Annotated in this window: 15 protein-coding genes and 3 pseudogenes; 10 read left to right on the top strand and 8 right to left on the bottom strand. The window is 24.4% G+C overall.

The window, feature by feature from the left end; all coding sequences use genetic code 4:
- Positions 1-116 precede the first annotated feature (116 nt).
- The 7 genes and pseudogenes from ABNT63_RS05430 to ABNT63_RS05400 all read left to right on the top strand — a co-directional run bounded on the left by ABNT63_RS05430 (position 117) and on the right by ABNT63_RS05400 (position 5,243).
- Positions 117-551 (top strand): annotated as a pseudogene (locus tag ABNT63_RS05430) (DUF3627 domain-containing protein).
- A gap of 152 nt (positions 552-703) precedes the next feature.
- Positions 704-949 carry a DUF2649 family protein gene (locus tag ABNT63_RS05425; RefSeq protein ID WP_348737092.1) on the top strand — a complete coding sequence of 82 codons (246 nt, stop codon included), beginning with the start codon at positions 704-706 and terminating at the stop codon, positions 947-949.
- A pseudogene (locus ABNT63_RS05420) lies at positions 906-1,927 on the top strand (hypothetical protein). The gene ABNT63_RS05425 and the pseudogene ABNT63_RS05420 overlap by 44 nt, the downstream one beginning before the upstream one ends.
- Positions 1,912-2,373, top strand: a complete 462-nt coding sequence (locus ABNT63_RS05415) for a hypothetical protein (protein ID WP_348737090.1) — start codon at positions 1,912-1,914, stop codon at positions 2,371-2,373. The pseudogene ABNT63_RS05420 and the gene ABNT63_RS05415 overlap by 16 nt, the downstream one beginning before the upstream one ends.
- Positions 2,366-2,602 carry a hypothetical protein gene (locus ABNT63_RS05410; RefSeq protein WP_348737088.1) on the top strand — a complete coding sequence of 79 codons (237 nt, stop codon included), beginning with the start codon at positions 2,366-2,368 and terminating at the stop codon, positions 2,600-2,602. The genes ABNT63_RS05415 and ABNT63_RS05410 overlap by 8 nt, the downstream gene beginning before the upstream one ends.
- Positions 2,603-2,713: 111 nt before the next feature.
- Entirely contained in the window at positions 2,714-2,923 is a 210-nt protein-coding gene (locus tag ABNT63_RS05405) for a hypothetical protein (protein ID WP_348737086.1), read from the top strand.
- A pseudogene (locus ABNT63_RS05400) lies at positions 2,916-5,243 on the top strand (spiroplasma phage ORF1-like family protein). Before ABNT63_RS05405 ends, ABNT63_RS05400 begins: the two are co-directional and overlap by 8 nt.
- A gap of 25 nt (positions 5,244-5,268) precedes the next feature.
- Here ABNT63_RS05400 and ABNT63_RS05395 read toward each other — a convergent pair.
- Complete coding sequence (locus tag ABNT63_RS05395; RefSeq protein ID WP_348737084.1) at positions 5,269-5,715, bottom strand: lipoprotein; 447 nt, start codon at positions 5,713-5,715, stop codon at positions 5,269-5,271.
- Positions 5,716-5,896: 181 nt separating this feature from the next.
- Here ABNT63_RS05395 and ABNT63_RS05390 point away from each other — a divergent pair, with 181 nt between their 5' ends.
- The 3 genes from ABNT63_RS05390 (at position 5,897) to ABNT63_RS05380 (ending at position 6,982) form a co-directional block, all read left to right on the top strand.
- Positions 5,897-6,061 (top strand): hypothetical protein, encoded by a 165-nt coding sequence (locus ABNT63_RS05390; RefSeq protein WP_348735631.1) that lies wholly within the window; start codon positions 5,897-5,899, stop codon positions 6,059-6,061.
- A complete protein-coding gene (locus tag ABNT63_RS05385; RefSeq protein ID WP_348737082.1) occupies positions 6,052-6,660 on the top strand; it encodes a hypothetical protein in 609 nt (202 codons plus the stop codon). Before ABNT63_RS05390 ends, ABNT63_RS05385 begins: the two co-directional genes overlap by 10 nt.
- A gap of 199 nt (positions 6,661-6,859) precedes the next feature.
- The gene (locus tag ABNT63_RS05380; RefSeq protein WP_348737080.1) at positions 6,860-6,982 is read left to right on the top strand and encodes a hypothetical protein; all 123 of its coding nucleotides are present in this window, start codon (positions 6,860-6,862) and stop codon (positions 6,980-6,982) included.
- A 159-nt stretch (positions 6,983-7,141) separates the two neighbouring features.
- On the opposite strand, the gene ABNT63_RS05375 is transcribed toward ABNT63_RS05380, so the two are convergent.
- The 7 genes from ABNT63_RS05375 to ABNT63_RS05345 all read right to left on the bottom strand — a co-directional run bounded on the left by ABNT63_RS05375 (position 7,142) and on the right by ABNT63_RS05345 (position 14,960).
- A complete protein-coding gene (locus tag ABNT63_RS05375; protein ID WP_348737078.1) occupies positions 7,142-7,381 on the bottom strand; it encodes a hypothetical protein in 240 nt (79 codons plus the stop codon).
- 195 nt (positions 7,382-7,576) lie between these two features.
- Positions 7,577-8,005 carry a hypothetical protein gene (locus ABNT63_RS05370; RefSeq protein ID WP_348737076.1) on the bottom strand — a complete coding sequence of 143 codons (429 nt, stop codon included), beginning with the start codon at positions 8,003-8,005 and terminating at the stop codon, positions 7,577-7,579.
- 14 nt (positions 8,006-8,019) lie between these two features.
- Positions 8,020-8,247, bottom strand: coding sequence for a hypothetical protein (locus ABNT63_RS05365; RefSeq protein ID WP_348737074.1), 228 nt, complete (start codon positions 8,245-8,247; stop codon positions 8,020-8,022).
- Positions 8,248-8,322: 75 nt separating this feature from the next.
- The gene (locus ABNT63_RS05360; RefSeq protein ID WP_348737073.1) at positions 8,323-8,571 is read right to left on the bottom strand and encodes a hypothetical protein; all 249 of its coding nucleotides are present in this window, start codon (positions 8,569-8,571) and stop codon (positions 8,323-8,325) included.
- Between the two features lie 34 nt (positions 8,572-8,605).
- A complete protein-coding gene (locus tag ABNT63_RS05355) occupies positions 8,606-9,634 on the bottom strand; it encodes a hypothetical protein (RefSeq protein ID WP_348737071.1) in 1,029 nt (342 codons plus the stop codon).
- Between the two features lie 262 nt (positions 9,635-9,896).
- A complete protein-coding gene (locus ABNT63_RS05350; protein ID WP_348737069.1) occupies positions 9,897-10,859 on the bottom strand; it encodes a hypothetical protein in 963 nt (320 codons plus the stop codon).
- Between the two features lie 12 nt (positions 10,860-10,871).
- Positions 10,872-14,960: an ABC transporter permease gene (locus ABNT63_RS05345; RefSeq protein ID WP_348737067.1), complete on the bottom strand. Its 4,089-nt coding sequence runs from the start codon at positions 14,958-14,960 to the stop codon at positions 10,872-10,874.
- Positions 14,961-14,988: the final 28 nt, after the last annotated feature.

Raw genomic sequence — 14,988 nt, 5'->3', positions numbered from 1 at the left:
ATTTTGAATAAAAAATTTGTTGGTAGTTTGTTTTGAGTAATGTATCATAAACCAAGTTATAAAAGTAGTTTTAATACGGCATTGTGTAAATATAATACGGAAAGTAAGGTGTTTTTATGAGTTTTTATAAGAAGAATATTAACGTACAAAATTATTTTATTCGAACAGAATTTATAGTTTTTCAAACTGACAAAGCTTCGTTTATAAATTTACCTAACCACAATAAACATATTGGTTTTTGATTAAATAATAAGTTTATTTATTTTAGTAAAAAACATTCTGATCAAGTAGCTATTGGTTTGATTTATGATAATTCTTATCCTATTGTAAAATATGATGAAAATTTAAAACGACATTTTTAGAAATATTTAACTGGAACACAAATAATTAATTTGTATAATCAATATAAACAAAATTATTTTATACAAATGAAAAAAGCATTATTCCCTGCTGAACCTCAAAAAGTAAAAACAAATAACAATAATAATTTAACAAATTGAACTGTTGAAAAAGACCAAGAATTAATTAATGATTTGAAAGATTTAAATTAAATGAGTTTATATAATTATTGAGTTCAATTTGTTAGTTATATAATTGGTTCTAATGCCCCAGAATTTTTATATGTTATATCGTTTGTGTTATTTATCATTTTATTTTTTGGAATGTTTTTTAAACTTATTCAGAAAATGTGGAGTTTTTAAAGATGCAAAATGATTGAGAAAAATTAAAAGAGTTTTTTATTCATGTCTTTTTGTTTATAGATAAAACAAATGTTGAAAATATTACAACTTTAAATTTAACACAAAATGAATATTTAACTTTGATGGTTTGTTTTTGAATTGTAATTTTGTTTTTAACTTGGTTTTTATTGTGAATGATTTTTAAAATAGTTGGGTATTTTAAAAATGAAAAATTTTGTATTTTTTTTAAAAAATTATTGTTATATTAGCGGTTCAATGGTTTTGTTTAGTTTAATTGATTTGTTACTTTGAATAATTTCATTAAATTATAATGGTTTAGTATTTTGACTATTATTTGTTTTACAATGTGTATATTTTGTTTGGTGAGTTTGAAAAAATGTTTTTTATCAGTTAAATGCATTTAGGTTAGTTGATTTTGTTTGAGATAACCCTTTGTCAGTTATCATTGGTAAGTTAGGAACAGGTAAAACATTACTTTTAACTTATTTGTCTCAGTCTATGAAATTATTAACAGATGAAATTTATAGTAATTATCCATTAGAAGATGACAAGGTTAAAGTTTTAACATTTAAAAATTTGGATTTTACTGATCGAACAAAACCAGTTCCTCCAGATGATAGTGTTATTTTATTTGATGAAAGTTATTTATATATTGATGGAACTAGTCCGCACGATGAGAAAAAATTTCATAGTGGTAAGATACCGTGAATTGTGTTAACAAGACATTTTGGACACCATGCTTTATTTACTGCTCAGCGTGAGGTATGATTTGAAACAATATTAGGCAATTAGCAAGTGGTATTATTATTCCAATTTCACTTAAAAAACCAATTGTTAAAAAAGGATTTAATATTTTTAATCGTTTTTTTATTATGCGAATTGGTATTTTTCAAGATATTACTGATTATGAAATTTGAAAAACTGAGTCTGTTAAAAGAACAGCCGAAGGTAAACGTGCAAAACATAGATCTGATGTCGGATTAGGAATTCGGTTTTTTAAGATAATTATTCCGATTGAATTTGCTAATAAATACGATAGTTATTGATTAAGCTTTGTTCGTGATTTAAAAAATGATGAAGTTATTAATAAAAAAGAATACTTTTGAAAAGATATATCAAAATTAAACAATAAACAACGCTTAGAATTGTTTGATATTGATATTTTGAAAGAAAATTTAAAAGCAAAAAAAAAGGAAAGGAAAAATAAAAAATGAGTAATTTATTAAGTGAAAGCGTTAATAACGCTAATTGAAATAAGATTTTTAGTTTTATTTTTGATACTTTTTTATTTGTTTTTGATGTGATTTGAAATACTAAATTACCAATGACAAATATAACAATTGCTTATTTTTTAATCTTTTTTATGGTTATTAAATTATCTATTTATGCAATTCACGGAACATCAACTAATTATAACGATTTAGGTTCAACAGTTAAAAGCGGTGTTATTAATAGTTATAAACTATACGGTGCTACTGTTCGGGGTGTTTCTAGTACTAAACAAGGTTTACAAAAACATATTAAAGAACGAAAACAATTTAAAGTTAGTCGCAATAAACAACAGTTATCAAGTTTAGCAAGACAAGCAAAAACAAGAGAATTAGGTTTTAAAAGAATTCATACCACTAAAAGAATAAAAAAAATAAGTAAGGAGTTGATTTTATATGATTAAGTTAGTTTTATTGGTAGCGGCAATCGCTATATTTGGAACTGGTTTTATTACTGTTATTATTAATCAGTTGACATCAGCAAAAAATATTATTATGGATTTATATAATTATGATACTTGGTTGTTATCTATTTTTGATAAAATGGCGATTTTATTTAGTCATCCGTTAATGTTAACAATATCAAGTTTATATATTATTGGGTTTATTGTTTCAAAAACATTCTATAGTTAGGAGTTAAATTTATGAAAAGTAATGTAGAAAATAAACAAAGAAAAGAAACAAAATGGTTTATTTATTTCTTGGGTTGATTTAATTTTATATCTTATTATAAGTTTTTCGTTAATGCTTGTATGTATTTTAGATACAGTTTTAACGATTGAAAAATTAAAAGAAAAATATGCTGGTATAAATGGTTATATAATTTATGGTTTATGATTTGATATATTGTGATATATCTTAATAATTCATTATTTTTATGGTTATTTATTTAATGAAATTATCAAATTAATAAAAGAAAATCATAAAAATAAGTTGGTAAAAAATAATGCGTAAGTTTTTAGTATTATTTTCGTTTATACCAATTTTATTGATTTCTTTTTTCTCGTTAGGGGCAATGACATTACAACAAAACCATCAATCACAACAAACAGAAGAAAAAGCAAGAACAAAGCGGAGTGTAGAAACGGGCATTAATGAAACTGATTTTATTAATACGATGTTTTTACGCAGTACTTTTTTTGAAAATTGAAGTGATACCAATTATTTTATTAATCCTACTTTAAAAACATCAAGATCACTAACTTATAATGATAAATGGTACTTAGATTTTTTAAAGGATAGTTATTCAACGGGAATTTAATTTGATAAACCAAGTGATAAATTTATGGATTTATATAAAAATTGAGATAGTTATGTTAAACAATATAACATTAATAAATTTTATGATGTTGATAGAAAACAATTTTTAAAAGAATTAACAAATTTTGCTTATTCTTTTACAAATAAATATAATTTAACACAAATGTTAAATAAATTAAAAACAAATATAAATAATTTACAATCGGTTAATTTAATTGAAGATAATTGAAAATTAGTTAATGATTATAATTCATTTGTTTTTAATATAGATAATAAATTTTATTTTTTTGTTTTTCAACCTTTTAATAGCAAACAATGAAAAATATTAAAATTTAAACATGATACAAATAACGCCAAAGAAATAGATGGTATTCCGTTTATTCCCAGTGATATAAAAGTTTATGTTGAAATGAGTAAATTAAAAGGTCTTTATTATTGAGATGGTAGTGATGAACCAGAATTGCCAACAATTAACAAAAATACTGGTGAAATTATAAATTGAAGTGTTGAAAATCAAAATAAAGTTAAAGATTTTTTAAATAATTATTTAGATGTTATTATTCAAGAAAACATTAGAGTTCAACAAGGGGGTAATCCCGATTATGATAGTCCTATTGTTGGAACACAAAGAATAATTTTTGATTTTGAAATTATTGATGAAAGTGAAAAAATGGGTAGTTGATATGTTATTAAAAAATCAATTTATAGGATGATTTTAACAATTGATAAAAGTAATAATATTATTGCTGGTAGTTTAGAACTAACACATATTAAGGCACGCAGTTTTGATGTATTTGAATCTACTCATAAAGATGAAAAATTAGGTTTTTTGTTTACTTTTATGAAAGAAAAAGAAAATATCTTTAATTTTGAAGGAAATATTTATTCTATTGGACAATGAAATCTTTATAATACTTTTTATTATCAAAAAATGACTGAAAAAATAGATATTAATAACTTTTTAAAATCTTTTTTTGCTTATGCTTTGATTCCTATTTTTCAAAATCGGAGTAATTTTATAGAAAGTGGTTATATTGATAATTTACAATATGATACTGTTTTGATTAACTTTTTTGGTTTAAAATTAGAAAATTTTAAAGATGTTATTTTAGATGAAAATGGAAAGTCAATAAAATATTTTAATGACTATAATAATTATATTTATAAATTTGAAAATAATAAAAAAGTTTTAAAAACCGAAGCAGAGAAAAAAGAATTTGAAGAACAAAAGAAAAAATTTTTAGTTTCTTATGATAAATTTAAAGAATTATTGAATAATATGTTTGTTGTATCTAAAAATTTTTATAAGAATTATTTACGAACAATGTTTGATTTAGATAATAATACTTATACGCAAGGATATAACAAAAAATATGGTTTGTTAGCAAATAATGGTTTTAAAATTTATCCACGATATTTTTATTTTTCTGATAAATATAAATTATTAGATTTTAAGATGTATTTAGCCTATAAAAATCGGTTTTATAACACAAATTATGGAGGTGTATTTAACTATGATTTTTCAGTTTCAAATGATTATAATATTAATCAAAATGAAGGATATGTTTTTGAAGATGTTTTAAAAGATAAATATGGTTTAAAATATAAGAAAATGGAAGAACAAAAAATCGGATATAATGTCTTTGAATTACAAGCACAAAAAGAAAATGATATGTATCGATATTATGACTTTAATTTTGGTATTTATAACTGACAAGAAATAAATAATGGTGGATTATTTCCCGATAGTCAATGATGACAAGCACAATATGAAAGTTGTAGTTGATATAATTTAGCGTGTCATATCAGAAATGCGGCAATTTGAATTGTGAATAATATTCCTGGTATAAAACAAGTAAACGAACTAGCGAGTGGTGTTGGTAAAATTTTTCAAACAATATATAGTTTTTTCAGTCAAACATTCGAAGTATGAAAATTTAGTCCTGCATTGTATAGCACAATAACTAATTTATTTTTATTAATTATCTTTATGAAATTTGTGCGATTAATTTAAAAAGGAACTATTTTTAAGTTCCTTTTTAACATTTTCAATTTGTAATTTCACCAGTATTTTTATCAAAATTTGGTAATTCAATTGGTTCACCATTTCCATCTCAACGATAAACATTATCATTTGAAGTTTTAAACCCGTTACCAAATTTACCATAAATAGAAATATCCTCTCCATCATTAATTGCTTTAAAAATACTATACGGAATAATGGGTTTACCTGAATTTCACATTTTAGGAAAAATACCAATATATCATTTATTATTTATATTTTTAATCTCATTACTATAATCTTTTTTATCAATTAACTTTCAATTACTATCTTTTGGTGGTTGTTGTGGTTTTTTTGGTTCTGGTGTAGGTTCTGGTTTATTATTCCCGTTTTCATTGTTATTTGGTTTTTTACAACTATTTAATGTTGTTGTACTTCTTGTTGTTAATCCGATTGCTCCTAAAATACTAAGTCATTTTTTCATATTTTACTCCTTTTTTATCAAATTCTATTGACATTATACATATACAAGTATTTTTAAATATGTTTTAGAAACGATACTTACTTATTATGGTTATGATTGTTTAAAAAAGTTTGAAGTTTTATAAAAATTATTTTAAATGATATAACTATACTATATTATTTTTAAAAAATGAAGTGAATTAATGAAATATATTATTAATAACTCTAATTTAGGCGATTTACAAGCAAAATTGCAAGATTTTTTAAGTAAAAATTATAAAAATAAATACTATAAAAGAATAAAAACAAAAATATTTGCATATATTAATTTATGTAAGGAATTTTTTTTAAAACTAAGTTGTTATTAAAAGACTTGATTAAAAAATATTTTAAAAATAAATTTTCAACTTTTTATTACTGAGCAAATAAAATTTTACTTGCATATGCAAATAATAATTTTGAAGATTTATTATTAAAATCAACAGTTCCTAATAATATTAATTATCAATATAGTAATGATGTTCGCGAGAATATTTGTGATTTATATTTTGAATATTGTGATAAACACGCTGGGGGTGTTTTATCATTGTTTTATAATTTAAAAAAAGGAATTCATGGTGAAGAATTAAAAAATAAAGCACCAAAAAATTTAAAAACATTTTTTCGTTGACTTAAAAAAGATAAGCGTTGATTAAAAATAAAAAATAAAATTAAAGAAATTAAAAGAAAACATCCAAGATATGAAGTTAAAGAATTAGGATTATTACAAATGGATGCTAAATATTTTATGCCAAGTAAATTTCCAGTTGATAAAAAGTATTATGTTTATGATTTTATTGATGAAAGAATGAGAGGAGTATTTGGTTATATTTATGATAAATTAAGCACTGAGAATGCTATTGATGCTGTTAAAAGAGCAATCAGTGATTTTAAAAAAATATTTGGTATTAAAATAACACGAAATTAGAACTGATAACGGTTCTGAATTTATTAATAGTCATCGGAATAATCAAAAAAGTATTGTTAAAGAAACTACTTTTACTCAATTTTTAACAGATAAAAATATTTTACATCAAACAACACCTGTTCGTTCTCCGCAGTCAAACGGTAAAATTGAAAGATTTCATTAAAATTATACTAAGTTATTTGTATTTGATGAAAAAATATTGGATGCAGCTGGTTTACAAAATAAATTAAATGATTATTATTACTTTTATAATTTTGAAAGAGTGCATAAATCTTTGAATTTTCAGACACCATTTGAATTTTTAACTAATTTAACTAAATAATTTTAAATTTATAAAGTTTTATTTAAACTATTTTTTAGTGTGTCAATTTTAGAATTTTTATTTATATATGTATCATTTTTAATGATGTTTTTATATTTTAATTATATTTTTTATTATTTTTTCTTGTTTTGTTGCAATCTCCAAAATGTGTGTGGTATACTAAAATATGTATGCTGTTTCACTTGGAGGATTTTTACAAATTATTCCTTCACTTGATATAAACTTAATTCTTTTGTCAAATACCAACAGCTCACATTGATCTATTTTTTCTCTAATAGACTTTAAAGCAATGCTTACTAATGGCATTAACATTGCAAATGGTTTACCAAAAGTAAATAAATGTTCAATAACTTGCTTTCGTTTACTAAATGGTGGATTTGAAAAAATCCAAATTATCATCAATATGTCTAAACACAACATTATGTCTTGCATCATGTAACACTGTAGTATCATTTTTTGTTTTGACATTTACATATAAAGTTTCATCACATTTATAACAAATGCTTTTTAAACATTTACCACACGTTTCTATATGTTGATCACCATGTATTTCATTTTCACATGTAACTATTTCTTTTTTTATTAGTGCCATGTCTAATCCTCTAAACTTTCATATTTTGAATTATCTTTTAAAGCAATTAATATATGTGTTTCATCATGATATCTAAAACATTCATTATTATAATAGGATTTTTCACATTGTTGTCCTTCAGATAACCGACCACAATATTCACAATCATAATAATATTCAAAATCACTTTTCTTTAATTGAGTTTGCCTTTCATCTGCATTTCTTTTAATAATTTTTAAATATTCTGAACAATCGTAAGCTTGTGATTTAATTAATTTATCTTTATTAACAATTTCACTTTCATAGTCATTTAAAACTTTAAATAATACTTGCTGTTGATGAAGCGTCATTGTTAAACTACAATGTGTCGCCGGAAAAATATTGTTTCTATCTTCATTCTTACTATATTTTTTATAGAAAAAATCTAATTTTTCTTTAACTGTTTTTGCCATACCGCATTTCTCCTTTAAATATTTATTTTGTATCAAAAACCAAATGCAGACCGTTTCTGTCCTTTTGTGCCAGGTACATTATTTGCACTTGCACATATTGCTGCATATGCATTTTCATATTTAGGATGCCCTGGTTCATACCCATAAACTTCTTTAATAGCTTCTTTGTATGTTTTATAAACTCCTAATATTCTTTCATCTTTTGTGTCGTATCTACATAAAAAGAAATCATTTTGTTTCATACCGCATTTCTCCTTTAAACGTAAAAAACCACTTTTACGTGGTATTTTACTAAATTCTTAAATGTGTATGGTACCTTACAAACTAATTTTTAAGTGTTTGACATCACCGTTTTGATAAATATTTGTAACTTCAAGTTTTGGTAGATATTGTTTATTTAGTACCGATGCTAAATTATTTTTTTGGGCTTGAGAAATTTCAATTCTTGTCCCTAATGCTGGTAAATAAGCTTGTCATGCATCAATAGTAAAGACCATTGAGTTATCATATAATTTTAAAAGAGAATTAAAATGTTTTGTAAAATCTGTTCACTCATATTTCCCCACTATACCACCGTTTAAATCAACAACACCATTGATATTAATAACACCAGAAGCAACTACTTACTGGTTTGACCTTAACACCAAGATGTAAAACTGCTTGCCCAATATATCCTTTAATATTTACTGCATCTAATTGCAGCAGAATAATATATTCAACATTATCATTTATCATTTCTGGTTCTTGCAGTAATGTAATTTTTAGTTTGTTATTTTCTAATAATGTTTGTAATGGGTCGGAAACCTCTGATAATTTTAATAATTCTGGTTTAATTAAAGCAATATCTAATGCCTGTACTTCAATTAAATTCAGCGGATTTTTAGTAAAATCATAACTATATTGTGAAATATCAATTATTTCTTCATCAATAATTTGTTCATCAAAATTATTGTATTCTAAAATAAAATCTTTATTTTCATCTTTAACTTCACCAACCGGATTATCATCCCTTACAATAATTTTAGAATTAACTAAATTAGAATGAGATGATTGCCGATGCATTTCATAACCAATAACACCAATCCCGCTTGTTAATAAGAGGGCAGAAATAATTACTAAAATTCAAAGTCAATGTTTACTTTTTCGCTTAATATTAGTAATTTGAATAACTTCTGCATTAGAAACGGGAATTGGTAAAAATGTACCTGACATATTATCATCAAATAATACTGAACTATTGTTATTTAAAACATTTAAATTTTTGTTATCATTTAACTTATAACGTTGATTATTCTTATTTCTTAAATTTAATATAACATCATCAACAATTTCTTCACTTAATATTAAACCTTGTGGAAGATACTCTGACTCCACGTTATCACTATTAATCTCTGATTTTAATAAATCTTGTTTTCAAAATAATGTATAAAAATTATTATTACATTTAATAATTATAATAACCTTTGAAGCAAGTGCAGTAATTTGATTTTTCAAATAATATTTGAAAAACATTAAATTATTAATTTCTTGCGAGTTATTATTTTTAACTTCTTTTATTGCTTGTGCTAATTGATTTCAACATTTATTGCACATTTCTTCTTCGACAATATAAAAAATATCTTTCAACATAAAAACTCCTTACATAATTAATTTAAAATAATTTAATACATTTTATAATTATTACATCATAGAATTTTCTTATGGAACCATTTTTTCTATTATAATTATACCACATTTATTATAAAAAATTCAATTAATTATATCATATTATTAAATTAAAAATAAATAATAAATTGCATAATTATAAAATTACTGCAAATAATTTTTATTAACCACTAGAATAAAAATCACAAATAAAAACCGCTAATTAGCGGTTTTTATTAATATGTAATTAACTAAAACTTATGTTAACACTACCAGTAGTATAGTATTCTGATTTATCATAAACAGTAATTGTTCCACCTTTGTTATCAGGGTTAATTTCTAAATATAAATCATTTAATAAAGCACTTAGTCGATTTAACTGGCTAACAAAATTAACACTAATAAACATCATCATTACTTGTAAAATAGTTACTTTTGGTAATTTACCTAAATTTGTTGTTAATTTCATTTGTCCTAAATCCTTTTTTAATATTGGAGGTTCAGGTGGGACAACAGAAAAAGACACTTTAACTGAACCATAATAATCTGTTCTTGGGTTATTTTCTTCTGACCAATGGTCTTTTCCTGAAATTAAAGTTGCTCCAGTTTGATTAGGTTTAATCATAATTTTATCAACTTTATTAATTTGCCGGTTTCATATTTCTGATGTTTGTGGTCCAATAAAATACTCACCAAACTTATCTAATTCTGAAATAAGTTGCATATTGTTAAAAATAGTGGCAATTAAAATTGTTTTTGGTCGTGCATCAGTAATTTGTCCTAAATCAATACTTTTTACTTTATCAGCTAAATGGTTTGAAGTTGTTACTGTTTTATTAATTTTTATTGTATTTAAATTTGTTCCATCACTAAAGTTCAATTCATATTGACCATTACGATACAAATCAATTTTATCAATTGGTTTTGATTGATTATTAAATTTATAATTTTTTATTAACTGATTAAAGTTTCATTTTGTTCCTTGAAACAATTGCGCTAATTGCTGGAATAATTCAGGAATAGTTTGTTTATTATTTTGTGGATCAATTGTTTTAAAATCAACTCCAACAAAACCAGTTACTTCAAATGGCAAAACTGGTGGATCAACTGGAATATTATTTCAATTATCATTTTTAGTACAACTAACTACAGACATTACTGGTCCTGAAACTAAAATTCCAACAGCAATAGTTGCTAATAATTTTTTCATTTTAATTCCTCCTTAATCCGCATTCATAATTGCAATCAATGGATTAATTCGATTCATATTGAATCAACTAATTAAATATGCAATAAAGTATAATAATAATCCACTTCCAATTGCAATAAATGGAATCATGACATTCATAAACAGTGGTAAAACTATCCCAATTCGAATTAATATCATATTAGAAATAATTAAGAATAATCATCCCAAGCCAAAACCGGCAATTGTCATTATTACAATAATAGGAATATACATTCCAATAACTAATTTTGTGATATAACGATTTCGATATCCTAATACTTTCATTGTTGCAATAATTGTTTGGTTTTCTGCAATAACAATATTACTTGTTAAAATAATAATCATAAAACTTAATACAAACGAAATTCCAATAATAAAGAAGATAATCCCATTAACTGCTTTTGAAATATTTCCTAAAATTGATTGTGCTTCAGTAATTGGCATTAAACTATCAAAAGTACTATTTGCATATGGTGGATAAGAAATTTTACTTCTAATACCACCATTTAAACCATAAAAACTATAGTCACCAAATAATTGACTTGTTCCTAGTCCTGTTTCAATATCATCAATTTTAGCACTATTAGAAATTTTATAATTAAAAATCGGATATTCATTTTCAAAAACAGCAATTCAATTAACTGCACTTTGATGTACGATTCAATATTCAACAAACTTATTTCATAAGTTATTAACAGGCGTACTTGAATGATCTTTAATAAATTTTTCTAACAAGTTTAAACTCTCTTTTCTTGATGGTGTTAATTCAGGATTCTTCCTGATAAATGAATTCATTCATTCATTTAAAAACAATTGTAATAAATAATTCCGTGTTTTATCATATCCTAGTAATTGTTGTGCCCTATCTTCATTAATTCAAGCTCGTGGTGAACCATATTGATTAGTAATACCAACAACTGTAAAAGTTTGATTGTTCATTTGATTACTTACTCGATAACTTCCATCAACAATTTTATCGTTTAAAATTGATGGTTTTATAAAATTTGGGTCAAGTGCATCAATTTTACTTTCTAAAACATATTCATTATTTTCATCTATAACCTTATTTTTATATTTATTATCACCATTAAACATTAATTTACCAACTCGCCCTTGTGCTTGAGCATCATCATCTGTTACATCACTTCCATCTCAACCTTGTAAAATTTGATCAGAAGTAACACCTTGATTACCATCAACTAATGCTTTGCGAATCAAATACGGACTAATTTGATTTCCAACTGTAACATTTAAGCGTTTAGCTAATGATTCATTTAAAACAATATTATTACTTGCTGTAAATAATTTTTCATTTAAATTCGCACCATTTTTATTAGTTAATGTTTGGTTTTTAAATGTACGATTAATTCCGTAAATCTTAAGATCAATACTATTTAATTCAGCATTAATCATTGTTCCCCGATCATCTGTTAATGGATTAAACGGAATTACTACAAAAGTTAAATTAAAATTACCATTGTTTTGATTAAATGCTTCTTGCATTTTTAACCGAACAGTTTGCGGAGAACGTGAATATACTCCTTGAATAAAACATTGATTAACATTTTCTACAAAGTAAGAATAAATTCAATTATATAAATCATACATTGGTTTTTTTAAACGTGTATTAAACTCATTTCCTGTTGCTGAATTTAAAACATCATAAAACGATACAGACAATGGTTGTTCTAATGCTGGACGAAAATGATTATTAGCTAATGTAATCGTTGGATTTCCTTCTCCAAAATCTCGTTTATAATCACTTTGGGTAAAAATATTGTTTCTTAACTTATCATTTAAATTTAAATTCCCTCGTGAATCAAAATAATCTGTACGTTTAATGTTTAAACCAACAGTTTCCCGATATTTTCAATAAAATAATCGAGATTTTTCTAAAATATCAATATGTTCGCGAGCTGTTTCTGTTGTTCGTAAATATTGTTCAATGGTTGATTTTTTTAAAAGATTTAGAGCAAAATCATTGTAATCACCTCATGTCGTACTACAAATTGCTTTGGATAAACCCGGATCACTTGAAGTTAATTTATTACTTTGCAAAAATTCTTTTGAAATATTACGATATAACAATGACCGCATATCATCTGCTTGATAAGTTGGAGCAAAATTTTCAGAATTAATTTGCCCTGTTTCAAAATCAGTAAGATATTGATTAACATCTCTTGTCATATTTGTCTTAGTTAAAAGACTGTTTTTACTATCTCATGGTTTTTGACTTGGATCATATGTTCGCAAAAAACTTGTTGGTAAATTATAAATCGGACTATTATATTCAACTAGGGTTTTATAATTATCTCCTTCGTATGAATAACGAATATTATTTTGTAAGATAATTGGAATTGTTGTTGACATTGTAATAATAATGGTACTAATAATCATTGTTAAAGATACTCCTACCATTTTTCCAATTGAATTAGATAATTGTACTGCTTTAAATCGTGCATCAAATGTTTTACGAATTGCAAACATTTTATAAACAATTTTTTTAAAACGACCATGTGAAACTGTTTTTTCTTTACGAATTAATTGTAGTGGTGTTCTTGAAACCATCATAATTGTTCCACTAATCATTGTGACACAAGTTAGTAAAGCGAAAATAAATAAAACACAAGTTACTAATGCTAATGGTGCAAATACAAAATTTCCATATGGTAAATTAAAATATGAACCAAATAAATATTTAACAGTAAATTGGCCACTAATTCCCGTTCCATAACCAACTATTCCCCCAATTAATGCAATCATTAATGGATAGGAAATATAACTAAAGGTTAATACACGACGACGATATCCTAATGCTCGTAACAATCCATTTTGTGGGCCAGTTGCATCAATTTGTCGACGAACAACTAGAATTAATACAAAGAACGAAATAATTAGTAAAATTGTAATTAAAATATAAGAACCACTAATAAAAGTACTTAATGTTGACGTAAAATATGTAATTCGTTTTGCAAATTCATAACGATTATCTGTTCGAAACGTAGCAATTGGTAAACCAGTTGATAGTGTTTTAACATAATATCCATTTAAACCAATATGTTTTCCCTGGTCAGTATTTAAATAATTATTAATTGTTTGGCTATAATTACTTCGCATTTGGTCAACTTTTGTCTGTTGAAATTTTCCAACATAATAAATTTCTCGTTCTAATTGACTTTCTGGAATTAAAATTTGTTTTGTTAAATCTAACTTTGTTACAGAATATTTATTACCAGCTGTATCTTCAACTGCATCTTCAACTAAGCCAAATAATCGCGGATCTAAATATGCAATTCCTTCATTTTTCATATTTGGAAACGGATGCCCTGCATCAATAATTGGTGTAACATAATCCGCTGATTGTCCAAATCCAACCACTCGAAACCAATTTTCATTTGAATATGGTGATTTTGGCAATCATTTATTAATATCTTCTCTTTCATATGAAGTTAAATCAACACCTTTTAATTCACTATCAGCAACTTTAATTGTTGTTCCATATCTATCGGGTTGTAATCGAATAATATCATTAATTTTAATATTATTTTTACGAGCAAACTCAGGCGTCAAATAAATCCAATGCATTGTTTCTTCATTAATTGATAATAAATATTTCATATAAAAACTTAACGGCATTCCATTAGCAACAATAAATTTATCAATTTCTTGATAAGGATTTAATGTTACTGCTTTAATAACTTTATTTTTCCCCAAACTAAATGTTCGTGCTTCAACACGATTATAAATAAAATGTTCATTTCGATTTTTTAATTGTTCTTTAATATATTCTAAAATTGCGTTTTGACGAACCCCACTATCTGTAATTTTTTCAAACTGATCTGGTTCCCCATTTGAATTTTTAACATAAGTAGTATTAGTAAAACTAACAACAAAATCATGTTGATTACTTAATTGTTCAGAAATAAAAGTATTATAATTATTCTCTACTCGTTGTTTACAAACTTCAATAATTGTAAAAATAAAACTAGTCAAAAATACTAAAACAACTAAACCAAAAAATTGAATTTTATTTTTAACCGTGTTTTTAAAATTGTTTTTAAATAATAACTTAAAACCTGTCATTTTTCCACATTCTTTCTTCTTATCTTTT

It is taken from the genome of Spiroplasma endosymbiont of Ammophila pubescens, assembly GCF_964020965.1.
Lineage (GTDB): Bacteria > Bacillota_I > Bacilli_A > Mycoplasmatales > Mycoplasmataceae > Spiroplasma.
Note: the sequence above shows the minus strand (reverse complement) of the source record. Positions and strands in the feature narration are given on the sequence as shown.